This window comes from Pseudomonas sp. No.21, from assembly GCF_054558415.1.
The window spans coordinates 1-23,385 of sequence record NZ_BAAJNO010000004.1; the positions used below are offsets into that span (position 1 = coordinate 1).

The window sequence follows — 23,385 nt, forward strand, 5'->3', positions numbered from 1 at the left end:
CCTCAACCGAGGCCGCGCATTCTACAGCAGCCTTTCTTTCTGTCAAGCTGTTTTTCGAAGAATTTTTTCTTTCTACTCAACGACTTGCGCTTCAGTGAATCTTTCGCTTCACACCAACGGGAGGCGAATTCTACAGCGTTTCAACTCGCTGTCAACACCTCTTTTTCAGTTTCTTTCGGAGTCATCCGAACGAAACTGGCGACACCTGAAACCAACCTGGCGCCACCCTTCCACCGCATCGATCAAGCCTTGGCCTGACCACCCTCCATCTACTCAACCTATTGATTTACAAGAGGTTTTTCTTGGATTCCGCTGTGGAAGTGGTGCGCATTATAGGGATACGAAACGGCACGTCAACACTTTATTGAAATCTTTTCGCGAGACCGCCCTGGAGTGCGACAGCCGCCGCTTCCTGGAGCCTTGCCGAACGAATCGCTGAACCGATGACCGACTTGCTACTCAAAGGTCCGAACCGTTTGCCACCCCGGCACAGCCCTATATAAGAGGAATCTCCATGCACGAGCTGACATTCGAAGTCGGTGAGCACTTCCAGATTGGCGATGGCATCGTCGTCAGAGTGATTGCCACCCAGGGCTCGCAGACCAAGCTGGGCATCGAAGCCCCCCGGGATGTAGCCGTACACCGCGAAGAGATCTACGAGCGCATCTGCAAGGAGCGGCAGCGATCGACCACCTGCTGAGTCTCTATATATAGAAGACGACGCAGTGCGCAGCGCCCCCCTCCTCCTGCCGCCGTCAAGAGCCTGGCTAGGTGAAGGCCTCCACGGTGGAGCGCACCTTCACCAGCGCATCACGCAACGCCCCCATTCCCACAGACCCCAATGCCAGCCTCAGCGCATGGGGTACCTGGGCGGACGTTGCGAAAGGCTCGGCGGTCGATACCGAGATCTGCTCACGCATCAGCGCCATCGCCACCTGGTCGGCCCGGGCATCCTCGGATAGCGGTAGCCAGAGGAAGTACGAATCGGGATGACCCACAACGCGCAGCCCCGCCAGTAGCTCGCCGGCCAGCGCCTGCCGAGCCCGGGCGTCTTGGCGCTTCTCCGACTCCAGACGCTCCACGGTGCCGTCCTCCACCCAGCCGCAGGCAATCGCCGTCAGCACGCCGGCGGTATTCCAGGCAGTCGCACGGATGGTGCGCTCCAGCGACGCCACCAGGGATGCGGGCGCCGCCACGAAGCCGACCCGCAACCCCGTGGCCACGCTCTTCGAAAAGCCCGAGACATAGACGGTCCGCTCCGGCGCCAGCGCAGCCACAGGCAGCGGCGAGTCCTCGACGAGAAAGGCATAGGCCGCGTCCTCGATGATGCGCAGATCATGGCGTCTCGCGATCGCCACCAATCGCTCCCGCTGCTCGACCGCCATCACCCAGCCCAAGGGGTTGTGCAGCGTGGGCATCGTATACAGCACCCGCACCGGCCTCTCCCGGCAGAGCCGCTCCAGCGCCGCGAGATCCGGCCCCGCCGCGCCACAGGGGATGGCCACCAGCTCCACCCGCAACGCCTCCGCCAGTACCTTGAAGCCCGGATAGGTCAGGGCATCCGCCGCCACCACATCACCCGGCTGCAGCAGCGCCATCATCGCCACCGCCAGCCCGTGCTGCGCGCCATTGACGATCAGCACCTGCTGCGCCGCCACCGCCAGCCCCCGGCAGAGCAGATGACGCGCCATCACCGCCCGCTCGTGCGAACGCCCGCCGTGGGGTTGATAGCGCAGCAAGGCCTCCAGGTCCCCACTCAGCGCCAGCTGGCGCAACGCGGTGCGCAACAGCTCCGCCTGCCCCGGCACCGAGGGATAGTTGAAGTTGAGATCGACCATCCCGGCTTCGACATCCCGCTGGTCCACCCCCAGCCCGGGCGGCAGCGACACCTCCCTGACGAACGTCCCGCGCCCCGTCTCCCCACTCACCAGCCCCATCGCCTCGAGCTCCGCATACACCCGGGACGCCGTGACCAACGCCAGCCCCTCCGCCGCCGCCAACTGGCGATGGGTCGGCAGGCGCGCGCCGGGCAGCAGGCGCCCCGCGCGGATATCAGCGGCAAACGCATCGACCAGGGCCTTGTAGCGCGAACGTGGCATCCGATGTATCCATGACAATATTTTGATTGTGCTGATTCTTGCTCCTAGCATCCGCCTCATCAAGCCGCGCAGCGCCCGAAAAGGCTGACCCAGCGGCCCCCGCGACCCGCAACGAGCGCCCAGGATGAAAGCCACCCCATCGCCCCTCACCGCCTCCCACCCCCAGGCCAACGCCACCCGTGGCTGGATCAACGGCTTCATCGGCGTACTGATCTTCAGCGGCTCGCTGCCGGCGACCCGCGTGGCCGTGCAGGAGCTCGACCCCACCTTCCTCACCGTCGCCCGCGCCAGCATCGCCGGGCTTCTCGCCCTGTGCCTGCTCCTCGCATCCGGCGAGCGGCGGCCCACCCGCCAGCAACTGCTGCCCCTGATCGTCGTCGCGCTGGGCGTCGTCCTCGGCTTCCCCCTGCTCACCGCGCTGGCCCTGCAATACGTGACCTCCGCCCACTCCATCGTCTTCCTCGGCCTGCTGCCCCTGGCCACCGCCCTATTCGGCGTGGTGCGCGGTGGCGAAAGACCACCCGCCGCCTTCTGGGCGTTCTCGGCAATGGGCAGCCTGCTGGTGGTGGGTTTCGCGCTGTCACAGGGGCTGACCGCCTCCCCCCGGGGCGACCTGCTCATGCTGCTGGCCATCGTCGTCTGCGGGCTCGGTTATGCAGAAGGCGCGAGACTTTCGCGCACGCTCGGAGGCTGGCAGGTGATCTGCTGGGCGCTGGTCCTGTCGCTACCGGTGATGCTCCTGCTCACCGTGGCCCTGATGCCGCCGAGCCTCGCCACCCTCAGCGCGCCGGCCTGGGCCAGCCTCGCCTACGTGTCGCTGTTCAGCATGCTGATCGGCTTCGTCTTCTGGTACCGCGGCCTCGCCCAGGGCGGCATCGCCGCCGTCGGCCAACTGCAATTGCTGCAGCCCTTCTTCGGCCTGGCGCTGGCCGCCGGGCTGCTCCACGAGCGGGTCAGCCCCGCCATGCTCGGCGTCACCCTGGCGGTGATCCTCTGCGTCGCCGGCGCGCGCCGTTTCGCCCGCTGAACCCCTCCCCGGGCGGCGCGTCGCAAAGCGTCTACAGTGAGTCCGGAGGCGCGCCGGCCACCCCGGCGTCCCGCCGACAATCCCGTCGTCGCCCTACCGGCGGCGACCGTTTCGGCCCCGGCCACGAGCCGGGAGCAACCACTGGAGGGTGCCGCACATGCCGAAGACCGCCTTGAACCGCTTCATCGAACACGCCACCGAACTGAGCCACCAGCAAGCCTCCCCCTGCGACTGCGTCGCCGCCCTCGCGCCCGCCATGGCCGAGTTGCTGCACAACGCTCCCGGCTTCCTCGAACCCGGGCACTACCGCAGCGACCCCACGCACTACGCCCGCAACCTCATCCACTGCGCCGCGAACGACGAACTTTCGCTCTACGCCATCGTCTGGCTGCCGGGCCAGTGGACGCCCGTGCACGACCACGGCAGCTGGGGCGTGGTCGGCATCCTCGAAGGCATGCTGCAAGAGCACACCTTCATCTGCACCTCCTCCGCCAACGATCGCGACGATGGCATCGAACTGGCACGCGGCGGCACCCTCCTGCTGCCACCCGGCGCCGTCACCAGCTTCGTGCCCAACCCCGACCACATCCACATCACCGGCGTGCCCGGCGGTCGCCAGCGCGCCGTGAGCCTGCACCTCTACGGCCGGCTGATGCACAACTTCCACGTCTACGACCTCGCCTCCGGCACCCGCCGGCTCACCGAAGTCGAGCACAACGCGACACGATAGACAGCGCATCACAGCGCCCTCCTCCTCTTCTCGACAAGCACCCCGCCGCGCCCCTAGCATCCGCCGGCGGCTCGAGGCCGCGCCATAGAGGAACGAGGGCCAGGCCCCGACAAGGAAGACAAAACATGGAAAAGACCGATCTCGGCGTCGCTCGCTTTCTCATCCGGGGCTTTCTGTCCCGCGAGGAATGCCAGGCCCATATCCGCATGAGCGAAGCCATGGGCTACGAGGAGGCGGCCATCCAGATGCGCGACGGTGCGCACGAGATCCACAAGAACATCCGCAACAACGACCGCATCCTCTTCGACGACCCGGCACTGGCCAGCCAGTTGCTGGAGCGCGCGCGTCCCTGGCTGCCGGCCTGCCTGGACAACGAATGGCAACTGGCGGGGCTGAACGAGCGCTTCCGCTTCTACCGCTACACGCCCGAGCAGTACTTCAAGTGGCACCGCGACGGTTTCTACCGCCGCAGCCAGGACGAGATCAGCCAGCTGACCTTCCTGCTCTACCTCAACGACGACTACGAAGGCGGCGAGACCCAGTTCCGCGACGAAGACCGCATCCGCCCCGAGGCCGGCATGCTGCTGGTCTTCCCCCACCCGGTCATGCACCAGGGCGCCGCCATCAGGGCCGGGGTGAAGTACGTGCTGCGCAGCGACGTGATGTACCGCCGCCTGCCCTGATCACCACGGAGCCGCCGGCCTTGCGCCTGCGGCTCCTCAAGCCCCCATCACGGCTCGCTGAACGAACGGTGCATGCCGTCGGTGAGCGGGCCGGCGATGTAGTTGAACAGCGAGCGCTCGCCCGTGAGGATCGCCACGCTCACCGGCACGCCCGGCAGCAGCGGGTAGCGCGTGCCACGGTGGACGAAGGCGTCCTGGGCCGGGCGGATGCGCACGCGGTAGTAAGGCACCTTCTGCTCGTCGAGCACCGAGTCCGGGCTGATGTCCACCACCTCGCCATCGATGGGCTGGAAGCCCCGTGCAATCGAGGACACCAGCTGGATGCGCGCCTGCTGGCCCGGGTTGACCATGCCGATGTCGCCCACCGGCAGGCGGGTCTCGATCATCAGCGGCTCGTCGGCCGGCACCAGGGTCATCAGCGTGCCGCCGGGCTGGATCACACCGCCCTCGGTCACCACCTGCAGGGTCATCACCACCCCCTCGATGGGCGAGCGCACCACCTGCCGCTCGCGGCTGTCGGAGAACTTGCGCAGGCGCTCCTGCAGCTCGGTGATCTGCCGGCGCGCTTCGGCCAGTTCCTTCTGCAGCTCCTCGTTGCCGCCGGAATCCAGCGAGGTCAGCGCCGCCTGCTCCTGGCGCTGTGCCGCCAGCACGCGGCCGAGGGAGGCCTGGGTTTCCTGCAGGGTGCCGCGCAGCTGCTCCTCGTCCTTGAGCAGCTCCAGGTGCTCGTAGCGGTTGGCCAGGCCTTCCTTCATCAGCTTCTCGCTGATGGCGATCTGTTGCCGCAGCAGCTTGAGCTTGGCGTTCAGGTGCGCACTGCGCGCCTTGAGCTCCTTCTCCTCGGCATCACGCTGGAGAATCTTCTGCTGCTGCTCCTCGTAGCGGCTGCCCAACCGGCTCTTCTGGGCGATGAACAGGTCGCGGTTGACCTTCACCTGCTCGGGGTAGTCCCTGGCCAGCTCCTCCGGCACCTGCATGGCGTCGGCACCGGCGAGCTGCGCTTCCAGGCGGATGGCGCGGATACGCAACGAGCTCAGCAGCGCCTCGGTCTCGCGGCCTTCGGAGAGCATCGCCACGCGCTCCACCTCGGCCAATGGCTCGCCGGCGGCCACGCGCTGCCCCTCGCGCACCAGGATGCGCCGGACGATGCCGCCCTCCAGGTGCTGCACCAGCTTGGTCTGCCCCATCGAGGCCACCTCGCCGGTGGAATGGCTGGCGATGTCCAGGGTGAACAGCACCGACCACAGCAGCAACGCCCCCAGCAGCAACGCCAGCAGGCGGATGGTCAGGCGGCTGCCCAGCAGCTCGTCACCCGGCAGCGCATCGCCCCTGCCAGGCAGGAAGACACCGATCAGGCGGCGCAGCACCGGGTTGTTCTCGAAGGCGCCCAGCACGCGATCAGTGGCGCGGCCGAGGCGGGTCGGCTGGTCGTCCAGTGGCAGGCTCTGTTCAGACATGGCTGGCTCCTGCGCGAGCGGGCTCGCGGGCGGGTTCACGCAGCACGCGCGGCACCGGCTTCTGGTTGAGGTCGATGACCACGCCGGCGGCCCCGAGGATGAAGGGTTCGTTACTCATCACCACCAGCGTGCGGCCTTCGCGCACCAGGCGGCTGAGCAGCGCGGCGATGGCCTTGCAGCCCTCGGCGTCGACGCCCTCGGTGGGGTCGTCCAGCACCACCAGGCGCCCCTCCCCCAGCACCGCGCGCACCAGCGCCAGGCGCCGGCGGATGCCCAGCGGAATGTTCGCCCCGCCGTTGCGCAGCGCCAGGCCGAGGCCTTCGGCACCGCCCTCGACGAAGGCGCCCACGGCCAGCTCGCGGCACAGCTCCAGCACGCGCGCGTCCGGGGTTTCCGGCGCCAGCACGCAGAGGTTCTCGCGCAGGGTGCCGTCGAAGAACTGCGGCTCCTGGGGCAGGTAGGCCACCTGCCGGCGCCACCATTGCGGGTCGGCCTGGCGCAGGTCCATGCCGTCCACCAGCAGGTGCCCGCGCAGGGGTTCCAGCAGGCCCACCAGCAGCCGCGCCATGGTCGTCTTGCCGCTGCCGTTGGCGCCGGTGAAGGCCAGCACCTTGCCGGCTTCCAGCTGGTAGTCGAAGTGCTCCAGCACCGGCACCGCCTGCTTGGGATAGGAGAACGCCATGTCCTCGAAGCGCAGGGCGCCCTGCATCTGCCCCAGGCGCACGCCCTCGGCGCGCTCGCGGGGGATGGCGCAGAGCTGGCGCACCAGGTCCAGGGCGCGCTGGCCGCGGCCGATCTGCTCGCCCAGGCCCAGCGCCCGGGTCAATGCCGCCAGGGCGCGGCTGGCGAGGATGTTGCAGCCGATCAGCGAACCGACATCGAGGTTGCCCGCCAGCACCTGGCGGGCGCCCAGGCCCATGATCACCATGCCGAGGATCAGCGTCCCGGCGTAGCTGGCGTTCTGCATGGTGTTCTGCAGGCGGTTGAGTTGCGCACGCTGCTCGGCCTGGTCGTCGGCGCAGGCGCGCCATTTTTCCTTGAGCGCATCGGCCGCCGAGAAGGCGCGCACCATCTCGCCGCCGGCAGTGAGGTTGTGCTGGTAGCCGGCCATCTGGATGGCGATGCGGCTCTGCGCTTCCATCGGCTCGCGCAGGCGGCGCTGGGCCAGCAGCGAGACCAGCGCCACGCCGGCCATCACCAGCAGCGTCATGCCGGCGAGGAAGGGGCTGAGCATGCCCAGCACCACCACGAAGACGAAGGCGAAGGGCGTGTCCAGCAGGGTCACCAGGTTCGGCGCGCCGAAGCACTGCTGCACCGTGCCCTGCCCGGAAAGGATCTCGCGCCGGGCGCTGTGGGGCAGTTGCTCCACCAGCGCGTACTGACCACGGGCGCTGCTCTCGAACAGGGTCTCGCCCAGCTCGGCATCGGCGCGGGCGCACAGCCACTGCGCCACCCGCAGGCGGGCGTTGCGCAGCAGCACCTCGAAGCCCACCGCCAGCAGCGCGCCCAGGGTCAGGGTCAGCAGGGTCGCGTCCACCCCCAGGGCCAGGTAGCGGTTGAGCACGTGGATGCTGTACAGCGAGCTGGCCAGGCCGAGCAGGTTGATCAACAGCGAAGACAGCAGCAATTCCAGGCGGAGCCTGGGCTGCAGGGCGATGCGGCGGAGAAACTCGTTCATCTCGGTACTACTCGGTAAAAGCGGAAATCCCCTCCGCGTTGCAGCGCGGAGGGGATCGGGTCACACCGTGTGGGGTTGGATCACGTCCTGTGGCAGGTTGTGCGCATCGGGTTGGTTGGCCAGCTCGGCCAGGGCGACAAGTCCGCTGCCGTCCGTGCCGCTGGCAGTGTCGGCGTCGTAGTACAGCCGGGTGACGTCGCCGTTGGAGATCAGGAAGAAGGCCGAGCCACTGTGCTGGCCACTGCCGCTGATCATCGCCTCCAGCTCGTCGAGCTGGCCGTTGCTGCCGGTTCCGAACTGGAACTGCCCGGAGGCGAAGCTCACCCGGTAGACGTCGGCATCGCCTTGGGCCGCGAGCTGCGCCAGGGTGTCCATCACGTCCCCCGTGAAGGCCTGGGACACCGAGGTCAGGTTGCTCAGCCCACCGAAGGCCGTCGGGTCGAAGGTCAGGTGATCGACGCCGGCCTGGAAGTCCAGGATCGCGTCCATGCCGTCGCCCGGCGAGGTGTAGTGGAAGCGGTCCGCACCGGCGCCACCGCGCAGCACGTCCGCGCCGCTGCCACCCACCAGCAGGTCGTCGCCGTCGCCACCGTCGAGCACGTCGCTGCCGGCCCCGCCGAACAGACGGTCGTTACCGCCCAGGCCAGCCAGGTTGTCAGCACCCGAGGTGCCGGTGAGCAGGTCATCGCCAGCGCCGGCGACATCGTCGTTGCGCAGGGTCACGTCCTTGCTGATCAGCACATAGGGGCTGTTGGCCGCCGAGCGCAGGACGATGGACATCAGCTCATCGGCCTCCACCGCGCGGTCGCCGTTCACCGAGAAGCTGAAGCTCGCGGTGGTGCTGCCGGCGGCGAAGGTCACGCTGCCGGAAGGCCAGGCGCCGCCGAAGTCATCGGCGTCCACGCCCTGGCCGGCGCCCGGTTGCAGGCTCCAGTAGAAGGTCTCGGCGCTGGCGGACGGGTTGCGGGTCACCTGGTAGGTCACCAGGGTGGCGCCCGCGTCGCCTTCCAGCACGCTGTCCGGGCCGCTGATGCCCAGGCCCAGGTCGTCGTCACGAATGGTCCCGCCGAGGCTGGTGGAACCGCCGGCGATGGCCGGGTGGCTGAAGGTCAGGGTGAAGGACTCGTCGCCCTCGCGCAGGGAGTCACCACGGATCGGCAGGCTGAACACCATCTCCGACACACCGGCGGCCAGGGTGATGGTGCCGGTCAGCGGCACGCTGAAGTCGTTGGCGTCCACCGCACCGGCGATGCTGTAGGTGAGGGTCAGCGCCGCGTCGTCCGGGCCCGCCCGCAGGATGCGGTAGGTCAGCGGCGTGGTGGTGCCGGGGCCGCCCTCCAGGCGGCTGCTGTCCATGGCCAGCACGGTCAGGGCCACGTCGTCGCCCTGGATGGTGGCGCGGGCGCTGCCCTGCAGCGGGTTGACGCTGCTGCCACCGCCGCTGCTGGAGAGCTGCACGGTGAACTGCTCGTCGGACTCGCCCAGGTCATCACCGTACACCGCCACTTCCAGCACCTTGCTGGTCTCGCCGGCGGCGAACTGCAGCACGCCGCCGGGCAGCACGCCACCGACGAAGTCGGCCGCATCCGCCGGCGCCGAGCCATTGCCGGCCACCGACCAGTCGATGCTCGCCGCCGAGCTGGTGTCGCCGCTGCGGGTCACGGTGAAGCGGAAAATGGTGGTCGCCCCGCCGTTGCCCTCGGCCAGCACGCTGTCCACCACGCGGATGGCGAACTGGTTGTCGTCGTTGACGAGGGTGCCGCTGGCGCGGTCGTTGATCAGGTCGATGCCCTGCGGGCCGCTGAGCACCACCTCGAAGCCCTGGTCCGGGCCGAGCACGTCGTCGCCCTGCACGCGGATGACGATGTCCTTGTAGGTCTCGCCGTCGGAGAACACCAGCGAACCCGACGGCAGCACGCCGCCGACGAAGCTGCCGGCGTTGGCCGGGTAGGTGCCTGCGCCCTGCAGCGCCCAGTCGACGCTGACGCTGCCGTTGCTGTCGCCCACCCGCTCCACGCGGTAGACGAACTCGGTCACCTGGCCCTGGTTGCCCTCGTCCTGGCGATCACTGCCGAGCACCGCGATGCTCAGGCCACGGTCGTCGTTGAGGAGGGTGACGCTGGCCTCGCCGGTGAGGATGGTCGCCCCCTCGGCGTCGCTGAGCACCACGGAGAAGGTCTCGTCGCGCTCGCCCAGGGTGTCGGCATCCACGTAGACGGTGATGGTCTTGGTGGTTTCGCCGGCGCCGAAGGCCACCACGCCGCTGAGGAAGATGCCGCCGAAGTCCTCGGCGTTGACCGGGTTGGCGCCGCTGGGCAGCAGGTCCCAGAGCACGCTGGCCGGGCCGGAGAGGTCGCCGCCACGGGTCACGGTGAAGGTCACCGCGGTCTGCTGGCCGTCGCTGCCCTCCACCACCTGGGCGGCGTCAGCGGCGATCCACAGCACCGGGTCGTCGTTGAGCACCACCGATTCCACCGGGCCGGTGGTGATGGTGGAGCCGTAGCTGGGGTTCTCCAGCCACACCTGGAAGCCCTCGTCCTCCTCGCCCAGCTCGTCGCCGCGCACGGCCACGGTGAAGGTCTTGCTGGTCTCGCCGTCGGCGAAGTGCACGGTGCCGCTGAGGGCGGCGAACTCGGCGTCGCTCAGGGCGTGGGTGCCCACCCCGGCAGCGCGCCAGTCGACGCTGGCGGCGCCCACCGAGCTGCCGCTGCGGTCGATGCGGAAGGTGAACAGGGTCAGGCCGTCGTCGCCTTCCACCGCTTCGCGGGTCACCGCGCTCAGGGCCAGGCTGTCGTCGTCGTTGCGGAGGGTGCCCACCTGGCCGTTGCCGAGGATGTCGGCGTTGGCGCTGGGGTTGGACAGCTGCAGGGTGAACTGCTCGTCACCCTCGTCCAGGCCGTCGCCCAGCACGTCGATGTAGATGTCCTTGTGGGTCTCGCCGGCGGCGAACACCAACTGGCCGCTGGGCAGCACGCCCCCCGGGAAGTCGGCGGCGCTGGCGCTGCCGGCCTGCACGGCCCAGTCGACGCGGGTCTCGCCGCTGGAGTCGCCGCTGCGGGTCACGGTGAAGTGCAGGCGGCCCGGGGTGCCGGCGTCGCCTTCGTAGGCCTGGGCGGTGACGCTGGCCAGGGTCAGGTCGACGTCGTCGTTGCGGATGGTGCCGGCGGCGCTGGAGGCGGCCGGGTCGATGCTGCTGCCGGCGCCCGGCTGGTACAGCTCGACGCTGAAGCCTTCGTCCAGCTCCACGTCGCGGTCGCTGCGCACCGGAATGCTCAGCACCATCTCGCTCTGGCCGTCGGCGAAGGTCAGGGTGCCGCTGGTGACGCTGAAGTCGCCGGCATCGGTGTCGCCGTGGACGATGCGCCAGTTCACGGTGGAGGTGCCTTCGGTGCTGCCGGTACGGGTCACGGTGAAGGTCAGCGCGGTGCCCTCGCTGGCCTCGGCGGCGCGCGGGACGATGGCGAACACGTCGTCATCGTTGCGGATCACCGCGTCCACCTGCTGGTTGGAGAAGGTGTGGCTGAGGCTGTCGCCGGGCGCCTGCAGGCTGAGGGTGAAGCCCTCGTCCGCTTCCAGGCGGCTGTCGCCGGCGACCCAGACGATCACGGTCTGGCTCATCTGGCCCTCGGCGAAGGTCAGCTCGCCGAAGGGCAGCTGGCCGCCGACGAAGTCGTCCGCCGAAGCCGGGTTGGCGCCGCTGCCGGCGACGCTCCAGGCCAGGCTGGTGGCCAGGCCGCTGCCGCTGCGGGTGACCAGGAAGCTGTAGCCGGTGGAGCCGTTGTCGCCTTCCACCGGGGTGGCGACCACGGCGAGGTTCCACTGCACGTCGTCGCTGACGATGGTGCCGGTGGCGCTGCCCACCTTGATGTCGGTGCCGGCGGAGGCGTTGCCCAGCACCACCTGGAAGGACTCGTCGCCCTCCAGGGTGCGGTCGCCGAGGACCACGATGCTGATGGTCTGGCTGGCCGCGTCGCCCGAGGCGAAGCTGAGGCTGCCGCTGGGCAGCACGCCACCGAGGAAGTCGGCGGCATCGGCCAGGCCCTGCAGGCTCCAGTCGAGGCTGGTGGCGCGGTCGAGGTTGCCGCTGCGGCTGACGGTGAAGGTGTAGACGGTCTGCACGCCGTCGTGGCCTTCGACGTGGCGCGCGTCGGTGGCGACGAGGGTCACCGAAACGTCGTCGTTGACGATGGTGGCGTCCGCCGTGGCCTGGGTGAAGACCACGCCGTCGGCGCTGTTCAGGCTGAGGCGGAAGTCCTCGTTGGCCTCGCCGCTGTAGTCGCCACGCACCGGCACGCGGATGGTCAGCTGCTCCTGGCCGGCGGCGAAGGTGACGCTGCCGCTGGTGGCGAGGAAGTCATCCGCCGAGGCCGGGTTGGCGCCGATGCCGGCGACGCTCCAGTTGATGGTCTCGGTGCCGCTGAGCTTGCCGCTGCGGGTGAGCACGAAGTCGAACCAGGTGGTCTGGCCGTCGTCGCCTTCCGCCTGGGCGGCGGGGGCGGCGACGTCGATCACCACGTCGTCGGCGCGGATCATGCCGTCGGCGCTGGCCTGGCCGATCACCAGGCCGCTGGACGGGTTGCTCAGCACCAGGCTGAAGCCCTCGTCGCTTTCGGCCAGCAGGTCGCCGCGCACGTTGACGGTGAGGGTGACGCTGGCCTGGCCGGCCGGCAGCACCAGCGAGCCGGAGGGCAGCACGCCCAAGGCGAAGTCGCTGCCATCGGCCGGGTGCGCGCCACTGCCCACCACCGCCCAGTCGACGGTCTTGGCCTGCTCCAGCGAGCCGGTGCGGGTGATGGTGAAGGTGAAGGCGGTGGTGCCGCCGTTGCCTTCGGCCTTGCTCGCGTCGGTGGCGGCGATGCTGATGCTGGCGTCGTCGTTGAGGATGGTGCTGCTGGCGCTGCCGGTCTGGATCTGCGCGCCACTGGCGTTGCCCAGCACCAGGTTGAAGGCCTCGTCGCCCTCCACCTGGGTGTCGCCGTTCACCAGCACGGTGATGGTCTTGCTCGACTCGCCGTCGGCGAACACCAGGCTGCCGCTGGGCAGGCCGGCGTTGTCACCCAGCAGGTCGGCGCTGGCGAAGTCCGCCGCGTTGGCCGCGCTCGAGCCCAGGCGCCAGGCCACCGAGGCGCTGCCGCTGGTGTCGCCGGTGCGGGTCACGGTGAAGGTGAAGGCGGTGGTGCCGCCCTGCCCTTCGCCACGGCTGACCTGGTCGGCGCTGATGTTGAAGGCCGCGTCGTCGTTGAGGATGGTGCCCTCGGCCGTGCCCTGGGCGATGGTGTCGCCGGTGGTGCCGGCGCCCAGGCTGATCTGCACGCTGTAGGTCTCGTCGACCTCGGCCACGGCGTCCTGGCTGGACTGGATGCTGATGGTCTTGGTCAGCTCGCCCGGGGCGAAGGTCACCGAGCCGGACATCGCCTGGCCATTGAGGTCCGCCGCATCGGCGCTGCCGTTGAGCAGGATCTGCCAGTTGATGGTCTGGTTCTGCTCGGTGCCGTGGCTGCGGGTGATGACGAAGGTCTGCGCCTGGCCCTCGCTGGTGGCGCCCTGCAGCGGCGAGATGGAGAAGGTCGCGTCGTCGTTGCGGAGGGTGCCGGTGGCGGTGGTGCGGATCGGGTCGCTGATGTCGCCGCTGAAGCTGCCCAGGACGATGCGGAACTGCTCCACCTGCTCGGGCGTGACATCGCCGACCACGGTGACGCTGATGGTTTTGCTGGTCTCGCCGGCGGCGAAGCTCAGGGTGCCGCTGGTGGCGCCGCTGAAGTCGGCGGCGCTGGTGCTGTCGTGCAGCAGCGACCAGCTCATCGACGAGCTGCCGCTGGTCACGCCGGAACGGGTGACGGTGAAGACCAGCACCTGATTGGCGTCGCTCTCGGTGATCGAGGCGTCGGCGATGCTGATGCCGGTGTCGTCGTTGGTGATGGTCAGGGTCGCGCTGTTCTGCGACAGGCTGCGGGTCACGCCCGGGCCGTTGAGTGTCTCCTCGTAGAACACCACGCGGAAGGTCTCGTTGGCCTCCACCGTGCCGTCACCGCGCACGCTGAAGGTGATGGTGCCGGTGGTGACGCCATCGGCGAAGCCCAGGGTGCCGCTGGGCAGCACGCCGCCGGTGAAGTCGGCCGCGTCCGCCGGGTTGCCGCCGATGCCTTCCACGCGCCATTTCACCGTGCCGGAACCGATGTAGCCGCTGCGCACCACGTTCAGCGAGAAGGTCGCGGACTGGCCGGCGCCGGTTTCCGCCAGGCTGGTGGCGGTGGGGGTGATGCTGTAGGCGGTGTCGCCGTCGTACAGCGTGCCGCCGATGTCCATGCTGGTAGCGGTGCTGGCGGCGATGGAGTCGATGCCGAAGCGCACGGTGGAGCCGGTGCTGTCGCCCGGCGCGCTGAGGCGCAGGGTGAAGCCTTCGGTGCTCTCGATGCTGCCATCGAGCTTGAGCAGGTTGGCCAGGGAAATGGCGTAGCTGCTCTGCCCACCGGCCAGGGTGAAGCTGCCGCTGGTGCTGACGAAGTCGGCACTGCCGGCGGTGCCGCTGACCAGGGTGTAGTTCAGCGTCACGTCGTTATCCAGGCGGCCGGAGCGCACCAGGGTGAAGTTCAGCGGCTGGCCTTCGTAGCCGGCGACGCTCGGGGTGGCGTTGCCGAAGCTGCCCACCCACAGGCGGATGTCGTCGTTGCGCAGCGTGGTGCTGGCGCTGGCCTGGGCCGGGTCGATGTTGGTGGGGCCGTACTCGTCGCGGTAGCTGCCGCTGATGAACCCGTTGTCGTAGGCGGTCCGCGGGTCCAGCAGGGTCATGGTCAGGCCGGTGTCCGGCTCGATCACGGTGTCGCCCCCGAAGGTCACGGTCACCTGCTTGCTGGTCTCGCCGGCGGCGAAGCTCACCACGCCGTAGGTGGTGTTGGAGTAGGGCGAGCTGGACCAGACGGTGTTGCCGCCATAGCCGCTCACCTGGCCGCCGTTGTTGCCGCCCCAGTTGATGTTGTTGCCGACGAGCTGCCAGGCCACGGAGCTGGCGTAGTCGATGCTGCCGCCCGGCTGCACGGTGCGGGTGATGGTGAAGGTCACGCTGGTGCTGGCCGCGCTGCCCTCGAACACCTGGGTGCTGCCGGCGCTGACGCCCAGCAATGCGGCCGGCTCGTCGTCGTAGACGCGGCCCGTGGCACTGGAGCCGATGGAAGGCGTCTCGATGTCGCCGTCCAGGTTCTGCGGGTTGCCCAGTACCAGGGTGGCTTCCTCGCGCCAGGTCTCGGCGAGGCCGTCGTTGATCGTGCGCAGGGTGACGGTCCTGGTCAGCTCGCCGTCGGTGTAGGTGAAGCTGCCGCTCAGGGTGCGGGTGCCGGCGTTCCACGACAGGCCCGGGTTGTTGGCCAGGATCCAGTCCATGTCCAGGTCGGCGGGGTCGAGCTTGTACCAGGTGCTGCGGGTGTTGCTGGTCTCGTTGGTGCTCTCGGAGCCGCCCAGCTGGATGGACCAGTCCACCGAATCCGTGCCGCGCTGGTCGCCGCTGCGGGTGATGGTGTAGACGAGGTCCTGCCCTTCGTTGACATGCGCCACGCTGGCGTCGAAGCGGGTGTCGTCGTTCTGCAGCACCACGTGGTTGTCGACGTAGCCGGGGTTGGCGGTGGAGCCGCCCTGGATGCTGCTGCCCGGGCTGGCCTGGGTCAGGTACAGGCGGAAGGCCTCCTCCTGCTCGCCGGCATCGTCCACCTTGGTGCGGATGGTGACGTAGGCCACCGACTGCCCATCGACGAACTCCACGCGGCCGGACGGCACGGTGTCGTTCCAGAAGTCGCTGGCATCGGTGGCGGTGTAGCCGCTGACGCTGGTCTGCACGGCCCAGTCCACCCAGGCGCTGCCGGCGGTGGAAACGGTGCGGTACACGGCGAAGGTGTGCTCGATGTAGCCATCGGCCGCGCTGCCGCCGTCGGCCACCGTGTCGCCCTCGACCCGGGTGCGCCCGGTGGTCGGGGTGTCCTGGATGTAGAACTCCGCCTCGTCGCGCTGGATCTCGCCGAACAGGTAAACGCCGCTGGCGCTGGTGTTGGCCTGCAGCGTGGTGTCGCTGGTGTAGATGTTCTGGCTGCCGGTCTGCGGGGCCACCAGCTCGTCGATGCCGCCGGCGTTGCTGAACAGCACCTTGAACCACTGGTCGTCCTCCACCGTGTCGTCGCCGCGCACGGTGAGGGTAATGGTCTTGCTGGTCTCGCCGCTGGCGAAGGTCACGCTGCCCGACGGCAGGGTGCCGCCGTTGAAGTCGGCCCCGTCGGCCGCGTATTCCCAGCGGCCACTGCCGTATTCCCAGATGTCCTGGCCGGTGGTGCTCCAGTTGACCGTGGAGGTCTTGGCCAAGTCGCCGCTGCGGGTCAGGGTGATGGTGTAGGTGGTGTTCTCGCCGGCGACCTTCTCGGCCTGGCGGGCCTGGGCCCACTCGACGGTGACGCGGGTGTCGTCGTTGGTGATGGTGCTCTGGTAACTGCCGCTGGCGCCGATGGAGGTGCCGCTGCTGGCGCCGCTGAGCACCAGGTTGAAGCGCTCGTTGCCCTCGACGCTGCCCACGCCGGTGTCGCCGTAGGCGTAGACGGTGATGGTCTTGCTGCTCTCGCCGGCGGCGAAGCTCAGGGTGCCGGAGGGCGTCAGGTAGGCCGAGCCGTTGGTGAAGTCGGCGGCGTTGGTGTCCAGGTGCTGGACGCTCCAGTTCACCGTACTGGCCTGGTCCAGGTTGCCGGTGCGGGTCACGGTGTAGGTGAAGGGCGCACCGGTGCCGTGGGCGCCGTCGCCCTCGCTGCGGCTGGTGGTGCCGGCGGTGATGTTCAGCTCCGAGTCATCGTTGCGCACGGTGCCGGTGGCGCTGCCGGTGGTGATCTCGGTGCCGGCGGAGGCGTTCTCCAGCACCAGCTTGAGCACCTCGTTGGCCTCCAGCTTGCTGTCGGCAGCGATGCGCACGGTGATGGTCTTGCTGTTCTCCCCCGCAGCGAAGTTCAGGGTGCCGTAGGGGATGCCGTCGCCATCGAGCAGCACGCCGCCCGGCTGGCTGCCATAGAAGTCGGCACCGTCCACGGCATTGGCCACGCTCGGGTCGACACGCCATTGCACGCTGCTGGCCTGGCTCAGGTAGCCGCCCCGGCTGACGCTGAAGGTGAAGTCCACGTAGCCGCTGTTGCCCTCGCCCTTGTCCGCCGACAGCGCGCTGATGCTCAGGGTGGCGTCGTCGTTGGTCAGGGCGGTGGTGGCGCTGGCGGTGCCGATCACGCTGTTGGCCGGCGGGTTGGACAGGGTCACGGTGACCGCTTCGTCGCCCTCGTACACCGAGTCGCCCTTGACGCGGATGACCAGGGTGGCGGTGGCCTGGCCGTCGGCGAAGCTGAGGGTGCCGGTGCTGCCCTGGCCGGCGCCCAGGTCGCTGGCGTCGAGGCCGCCGCTGAGGGTCCAGGTCAGGTCGCGGCTGCCGGTGAGCGAGCCGCTGCGGGTCACGGTGAAGCTCACCAGGCGCTCGCCACCGTTGCCTTCGGCGAGGCTCGCGGCATCGGCGGCGATGGCGAAGCTGGCGTCGTCGTTGAGGATGCGCGTGCTGGCGCTGCCCTGCCCCGCTTCGACGGTGCCGCCCTGCGGGTTGAACAGCTCCACCTGGAGCACCTCGTCGGCCTCGACCAGGATGTCGCCGCGCACGCGGAGGGTGATGGTCTGGGTGTCGCTGCCGTTGGCGGCGAAGGTCACGGTGCCGCTGGGCAGGCCACCGTTGTTGCCGTTGCCGTCCTGGCCGCTGGCGAAGTCGCTGGTGTCCAGGCCGGTGGCACTCTTCAGGCGCCACTGCACGGAGCCGGCGGCATTGCTCAGGCCGCTGCGGGTCACGGTGAAGGTGATGTCGGTGAAGGCACCCTGGGTGCCTTCGGCCTGCGCCGCCGGGGCACTGATGCTGAAGTTGGTGTCGTCGTCCTGCACCGTGGTGGTGGCCGTGGCACCGGTCACCAGGCCGGCGCTGGGGTTGCTCAGGGTCAGGGTGAAGGCCTCGCTGCCCTCCACGCGGCTGTCGCCGACCAGCTCGAAGCTGACGGTGAGCTCGGACTGGCCCGGGGCGAAGGTCAGGGTGCCGCTGGGCAGGCCGCCCAGGGTGTCGCTGGCGTCGCCGCCATTGGCGCCGCTGACGGCGTAATCGACCGTGGCGCTGCCGGACAGCTCGCCGCTGCGCACGATGCGGTAGATCACGGTCTGGCTGCCGCCGGTGCCTTCGCTGACGGTGGCGCGCTCGGCGACCACGGCGAAGCCCTGGTCGTCGTTGCGGATCACGCCTTCGGCGCTGCCGTCCACCACGCTCTGCGGGGTGCCGTCGCCCAGGCGGGCGTTGCCCAGGTTGACGCTGAAGGTCTCGTCGGCCTCCACCACCAGGTCGCCCTTGACCAGGAGGGTCAGGGTCTTGCTGGCCTCGCCGGCGGCGAAGCTCAGGGTGCCGGTGCTGGCGTCGAAGTCGGCGGCGTTGGCGATGCCGGCCAGGGACCAGTCCACCAGCGCGGCCGAGCCCAGGTCGCCGGCGCGGGTCACGGTGAAGGTGAAGGCGGTGGTGCCGCTGTGACCTTCGGCCTTGTCGGCGGCGAGCGGGCTGATGGAGAAGCCCAGGTCGTCGTTGTCGATGCGGCTGTCGGCGCTGCCGACGGTCAGTTCGGTGTTGCCGTCGCGGGCCTCCAGGCTGACGCCGAAGGTCTCGTCCAGTTCGATGTGGCCGTCGCCGGACACGCGCACGGTGACCTGGGCGCTGGTCTGGCCCTCGGCGAACTGCAGGGTGCCGGACGGCAGGCCGCCGTTCGCGCCCAGGGCGTCCTGGCCGCTGATGAAGTCGGCGAGGCTGGCGGCGTCGACGCCCTGCCCCACCGCCACCTTCCAGTCGACGCTGGTGGCGCGCAGGTCGCCGGCGCGGGTCACGGTGAAGGTGAAGCTGCGTTCCTGGCCGGCATCGCCTTCGGCGGCGCTGGCCTGGTCGGCGACGATGGACAGGCCGACGTCATCGTTGCGCACCAGGGTGCTGGCGCTGCCGGTGAGCAGCTGGGTCTGGTCGTGGGCGGGGTTCTCCGCCGGGTTGCCCAGGGTCAGGGTGAGGGTCTCGTCGCTTTCCAGCACGGCGTCGCCGGCCAGGGTCAGCTCGATCACCTTGCTGGTCTCGCCGGCGGCGAACTGCACCAGGCCGTTGAGGGCGGTGCCGGCGGCGAAGTCGTCGGCCTGCAGGCCGCTGGCGGTCCAGGTCACGCTGACCGGGCCGGACAGGTCGCCGCTGCGGGTGACGGTGAAGCGCAGCACCTGGGTCTCGCCCGTGGCGCCTTCGGCCACCTCGGCCTGCTGCGCCTGGATGCGGATGCCGACGTCGTCGGAAACGATGCTGCCCTGGGCCTGGCCGGTGAGGATCTCGGCGTGGCCGCTGGCATTGCCCAGGGTGAGGGTGAAGGCCTCGTCGCCCTCGACGTCGCGGTCGCCACGCACGGCGACCTGGATCACCTTGCTGGTCTCGCCCGGGGCGAAGGTCAGGGTGCCGGCCGGCAGCACGCCACCGGCGAAGTCGGCCGCATCCACCTGGCCGGAAAGGCTCCAGTCCACGGTGGTGGTGCCGCTGGTGACGCCGGAGCGGGTCACGGTGAATTCATGGATGACGCTGCCGTTGTCGCCTTCCACCAGGCCGCTGCGGGTGGTGGCGATGGCCAGGCCGGTGTCGTCGTTGGTGACGCTGGCCGACGCCGTGGCGGTGCCCAGGCTGGAGCCGGTCGCCGGGTCGTAGAGCTCCACGCGCAGGCCTTCGCTGGCCTCCAGGCGGTAGTCGCCGGCTATCTGCAGGGTGATGGTCTGGCTGGTGTCACCGTTGGCGAAGTCGAGAATGCCGCCGGGCAGCACGCCCCCGACGAAGTCGGCGCCGTCCACCGGGTTGCCGCCCTCGCCCACCACGCGCCAGGCGACGCTGCCGGTGCCGCCGAGGTAGCCGCTGCGGCTGACCACGAAGCTCAGCTCGGCCACCTGGCCATCACCGCCTTCGTTGACGCTGCTGGCCTGGGCCTGGATGGCGAACTGCTGGTCGTCGTTGAGCAGCTGGCCGTTGATGCTGCCGTTGCCCACCGTGGCGCCGGGGTTCGGCGTGCCGAGGCTGAGGACGAAGCTCTCGTCGCCTTCGAGCTGGGAGTCGGTGGCGATGTGCAGGACGATCTCCAGGCGATCGACGCCCGCAGCGAAGACCAGGGTGCCGCTGGGCAGCACGCCGCCGACGAAGTCGCTGCCGTCCACGCCGTTGATGGCGCCGGGGGCGAGGCTCCAGGTGATGGTGTCGCTGCCGGCGAGGTCGCCGCTGCGCTCGACCACGTAGCGCAGCTCACGGGTGCCGCCGCTGCCCTCGAAGCTGTCGGCCTGGGGCAGCAGGTTGAACACCACGTCGTCGTTGCGGATCACCCCGGTGGCCTGGCCGACGGAAATTTCGGCGCCGGCGCTGGGGTTGCTCAGCACCACCTGGAAGGTTTCGTTGGCCTCCAGCACATTGTCCGGGGACAGCGGCAGGGTCACCACCAGGCTCTGCACGCCGCGGCCGAACTCCAGGGTGCCGCTGAAGACGGTGCCGGAGAGGAAGTCGGCGAGGCTGGCGGAGTCGGCGTCGTTGCCGAACACCAGGCGCCAGTCGACGCTGACGCTCTGGGTCAGGTCGCCCTGGCGCTGCACGGTGAAGTTGAGCTGGCGCGGGGTGTCGCTGTTGCCTTCGGCGGCGGTCAGGCCGCTGCCGTCGAGGGCGAGGCGCGCGTCGTCGTTGATCAGGCTGCCGGTGGCGCGGTCCTGGACCACGGTCATGCCCGGGGTGCTGGTGGCGATCACCACCTGCAGGCCCTCGGTGGGCTCGTAGTGGCTGTCCGGGCTGGGGCTGAAGCGGATCACCGCACTGCTCTGGCCGGCGGCGAACTCGATGGTGCCGGACGGCAGGGTGCCGCCGAAGTCAGCGGCGTCCACCGGGTTGTTGCCGTAGCCCTGCACCTGCCACTGCACGGTGCCCGGCAGCGACAGCTCGCCGCTGCGGGTGACCACGAATTCCAGCACCGGCGCCGCGCTGGTGCCCTCGCGGACGTTGGCGCTGCGCGCGGTGATGGACACCGCCTGGTCGTCCGGGTCGATGCTTGCCAGGGCCGCGCCGACGTCGATCTGGCTGTTGGCGTCCTGGGCCTGCAGGGCCACGGTGTAGCTCTCGGTGCCCTCGATCAGGCTGTCGCCGTTGAGGCGCACGTAGATGACCTTGCTGCTCTCGCCGGCGGCGAACTGCACCACGCCGCTCATGGGCTGGTCGGCGGCGAAGTCGTTGACGTCGGCCGGCAGCTCGCCGTAGCCGGCGATCTGGTAGCCGATCTGCCCGGCGCCACTGGTGTTGCCGGTGCGGGTGATGACGAAGGCCTGCACGCCACCGGTGCCGTTGCCCTCGGTGGTGGACGCGGTCAGCGCCTCGATGCTGTAGGTGGACTCGTCCGTGCGGATGGTGCCGTAGGCCTCGCCGTTGATGACCTGCACGCCGGCCGGCGGGTTGTGCAGCACGATGCCGAAGGTCTGGTCGGTTTCCGCCAGGTTGTCGCCCTTGACCCAGACGGTGACCAGCTTCTGGGTCTCGTTGGCGGCGAAGGTGACGCTGCCGCTGGGCATGCCATCGGCCATGCCGAGCTGGTTCTGCCCGGCGATGAAGTCGTTGGCGTCGGCGGCGTGGGCGCCGACCCGCACGAAGCGCCAGTCGATGGTGAGGTCCTGGCCCAGCAGCTCGGAGCGGGTCACCAGGAAGGTGATCGCGGTCTGCTGGCCCTGGCCACCCTCGACCACGTCCAGGGTCACGCCGCGCAGGCTGACGCCGGTGTCGTCGTTGACGAGCTGGGTGCTGGCGCTGCCGCCGGAAACCCGCAGGTTGCTCTGGTCGCTCTGCAGGCTGACGGTGAGGGTTTCGTCATCCTCCACATCGCGGTCGCCGCGCACGGTGAGGACGATGTCGCGGCTGGTCTCGCCGGCGGCGAACTCCAGGGTGCCGCCGTCGATGCCTTCGACGATGTCGTCGGCATCGACGCCGCTGACCGACCAGCGCACCGAACCGGCGGTCTGGGCGTCGGTACGGGTGACGGTGAAGCTGACGGTGGTGGTGGTGCCGCTGTCGCCCTCGGTGACCTGGGCCTGGTTGGCGCGGATGGACACCAGGCCGTCGTCGTTGACCACGGTGGTGCTGGCGCTGGCGGTGCCGATGATGAGGTTGGCGCTGGGGTTGCCCAGGGTGACCGTGAGCACTTCGCTGGGCTCGACCACGCGGTCGCCCAGCAGCGGGATGGTAATGGTCTTGCTCACCTCGCCGACGCCGAAGACCAGGCTGCCGGAGGGCAGCGGGCCGCCGATGTCGGCCGCGTCCAGACCGCTGGCGCTCCAGTCCACGGTGGCGGCGGCACGGCCGTTGTCACGGGTGACGACGAAGGTCAGCAACTGCTGGTCGCCCTCGTCGCCCTCGAGCACCTGCAGGCGGGTGGCGACGACGCTGACGGTGGCTTCGTTGTCGAGGATCTGGGTGCTGGCGCTGGCCTGGCCGCCGAGCTGGCTGCCGGCGCTGGGGCCGCTGAGGGTCACGGTGGCGCTGCGGTCGCCCTGGGCGAAGTAGTCGCCAGGCACCTCGATGCGGATCTCCTGGGTCATCTGCCCTTCGGCGAAGGACAGCAGACCGCCGGGCAGGTTGCCGCCGAACAGGGCCGGGTCCAGGCCATCGAGGTTCCACTGCACCTGGCTGGCGCCGGTGCCGCCGCTGCGGCTGACGGTGAAGACCAGCACCAGGGTGTCGCCGTCGTCGCCCTCCAGCACCTCGGGGGCGCCGGCGACACTGAGCACCGAGACCGGCTCGCTGGTATCGCGCAGGGTGGGTGCGGGGGTCGGCTCGAAGCCCGCCGGCAGCTCGCTGTTGGTGCCCGCGGACAGGCTGCTGCCGATGCCGGTGTCGCCGCGCAGGTTGGGGAACACGCCGAGGCCGCCGCCGGCCACGCCCGAGGTGCCCTGGCTGGCCGCACCGGTGCCGATGCCGGAGCTGACGCCGCCGAGCAGGCCCGGGCCCATGCCGTCGAGGTTGAGCATGGCCAGTTCCGGCGGTACGCCGGGCGGCAGCATGCCGCTGCCGGTCATGTCGCCGGTGAGCGCGGCCTGCTCGGGGCGGAAGGTGACGTTGGGCTGGTCGAGGTCGATGTCCTGGCCGAACAGGCCGGTGATCTCCGGGCGGTAGGTGCTGTCGAAGGGCGCGGGGCCGGGAATGGTCGAGCCGTCCGGTTGGCCGGGGAGCGGGGTCGCCTCCAGGGCCTGGACGCCATCGTGGCGCTCGGCCGGTGCGTCCGGCTGGGCGGTGAACGGGGCCTCCGCGAGCCAGCCCTTGACCCAGGCACTGGCGTCCACCGCAGCGTTGCCGGCGACGGCGGCGTTGGCCTGGGCCGCCATCGCCTGGCGCAGCGCGGCGGCCATCTGCAGCGGGACGCCGGCGGCCAGGAGCATGTCGTGCATGGTCTGCAGGGCCTGCTCCAGCGAGGTGACCTCGGCGGGCGCATGGCCGGTCAGGAAGTCCGTGACCACCTGAACGGCACGTACCAGGGTTTCGATCTGCGCGCTCGTCAATTCAGCCATCTCGGCTACTCCTGCGGATGCTGTTTACAGCCTGTACTGGGAAAAACACGCACGCACCCGGGACAGGTGCGTGCGCTGGACGGATCGGTC

8 protein-coding genes and 1 pseudogene are annotated in these 23,385 nt (G+C 69.7%); 5 read left to right on the forward strand and 4 right to left on the reverse strand.

Annotated features, from left to right (window positions below):
* Together ACYJSS_RS08665 and ACYJSS_RS08670 are read left to right on the forward strand one after the other, a co-directional pair.
* A pseudogene (locus ACYJSS_RS08665) lies at window positions 1-258 on the forward strand (hypothetical protein); the annotation flags it as partial.
* A gap of 256 nt (window positions 259-514) precedes the next feature.
* Entirely contained in the window at window positions 515-700 is a 186-nt protein-coding gene (locus tag ACYJSS_RS08670; protein ID WP_111264887.1) for a carbon storage regulator, read from the forward strand.
* A gap of 67 nt (window positions 701-767) precedes the next feature.
* Here the strand turns inward: ACYJSS_RS08670 and ACYJSS_RS08675 are convergent, their stop codons facing one another.
* Window positions 768-2,099, reverse strand: coding sequence for an aminotransferase-like domain-containing protein (locus ACYJSS_RS08675; protein WP_236205608.1), 1,332 nt, complete (start codon window positions 2,097-2,099; stop codon window positions 768-770).
* A 124-nt stretch (window positions 2,100-2,223) separates the two neighbouring features.
* Between ACYJSS_RS08675 and ACYJSS_RS08680 the strand changes: the two genes are divergently transcribed.
* The 3 genes from ACYJSS_RS08680 (at window position 2,224) to ACYJSS_RS08690 (ending at window position 4,539) form a co-directional block, all read left to right on the forward strand.
* A complete protein-coding gene (locus ACYJSS_RS08680) occupies window positions 2,224-3,126 on the forward strand; it encodes a DMT family transporter (protein ID WP_236205609.1) in 903 nt (300 codons plus the stop codon).
* Window positions 3,127-3,283: 157 nt separating this feature from the next.
* The gene (locus tag ACYJSS_RS08685; protein WP_111262179.1) at window positions 3,284-3,856 is read left to right on the forward strand and encodes a cysteine dioxygenase family protein; all 573 of its coding nucleotides are present in this window, start codon (window positions 3,284-3,286) and stop codon (window positions 3,854-3,856) included.
* A gap of 125 nt (window positions 3,857-3,981) precedes the next feature.
* Complete coding sequence (locus ACYJSS_RS08690) at window positions 3,982-4,539, forward strand: prolyl hydroxylase family protein (protein WP_111262180.1); 558 nt, start codon at window positions 3,982-3,984, stop codon at window positions 4,537-4,539.
* Window positions 4,540-4,586: 47 nt separating this feature from the next.
* On the opposite strand, the gene ACYJSS_RS08695 is transcribed toward ACYJSS_RS08690, so the two are convergent.
* From ACYJSS_RS08695 to ACYJSS_RS08705, 3 genes are read right to left on the reverse strand one after another with little or no spacing between them, the layout of a single operon-like run.
* Window positions 4,587-5,996 (reverse strand): HlyD family type I secretion periplasmic adaptor subunit, encoded by a 1,410-nt coding sequence (locus ACYJSS_RS08695; protein ID WP_236205610.1) that lies wholly within the window; start codon window positions 5,994-5,996, stop codon window positions 4,587-4,589.
* A complete protein-coding gene (locus ACYJSS_RS08700; RefSeq protein WP_236205611.1) occupies window positions 5,989-7,674 on the reverse strand; it encodes an ATP-binding cassette domain-containing protein in 1,686 nt (561 codons plus the stop codon). Before ACYJSS_RS08700 ends, ACYJSS_RS08695 begins: the two co-directional genes overlap by 8 nt.
* 60 nt (window positions 7,675-7,734) lie before the next feature.
* Window positions 7,735-23,295: a Calx-beta domain-containing protein gene (locus ACYJSS_RS08705; protein WP_275672233.1), complete on the reverse strand. Its 15,561-nt coding sequence runs from the start codon at window positions 23,293-23,295 to the stop codon at window positions 7,735-7,737.
* Between the last annotated feature and the right edge of the window lie 90 nt (window positions 23,296-23,385).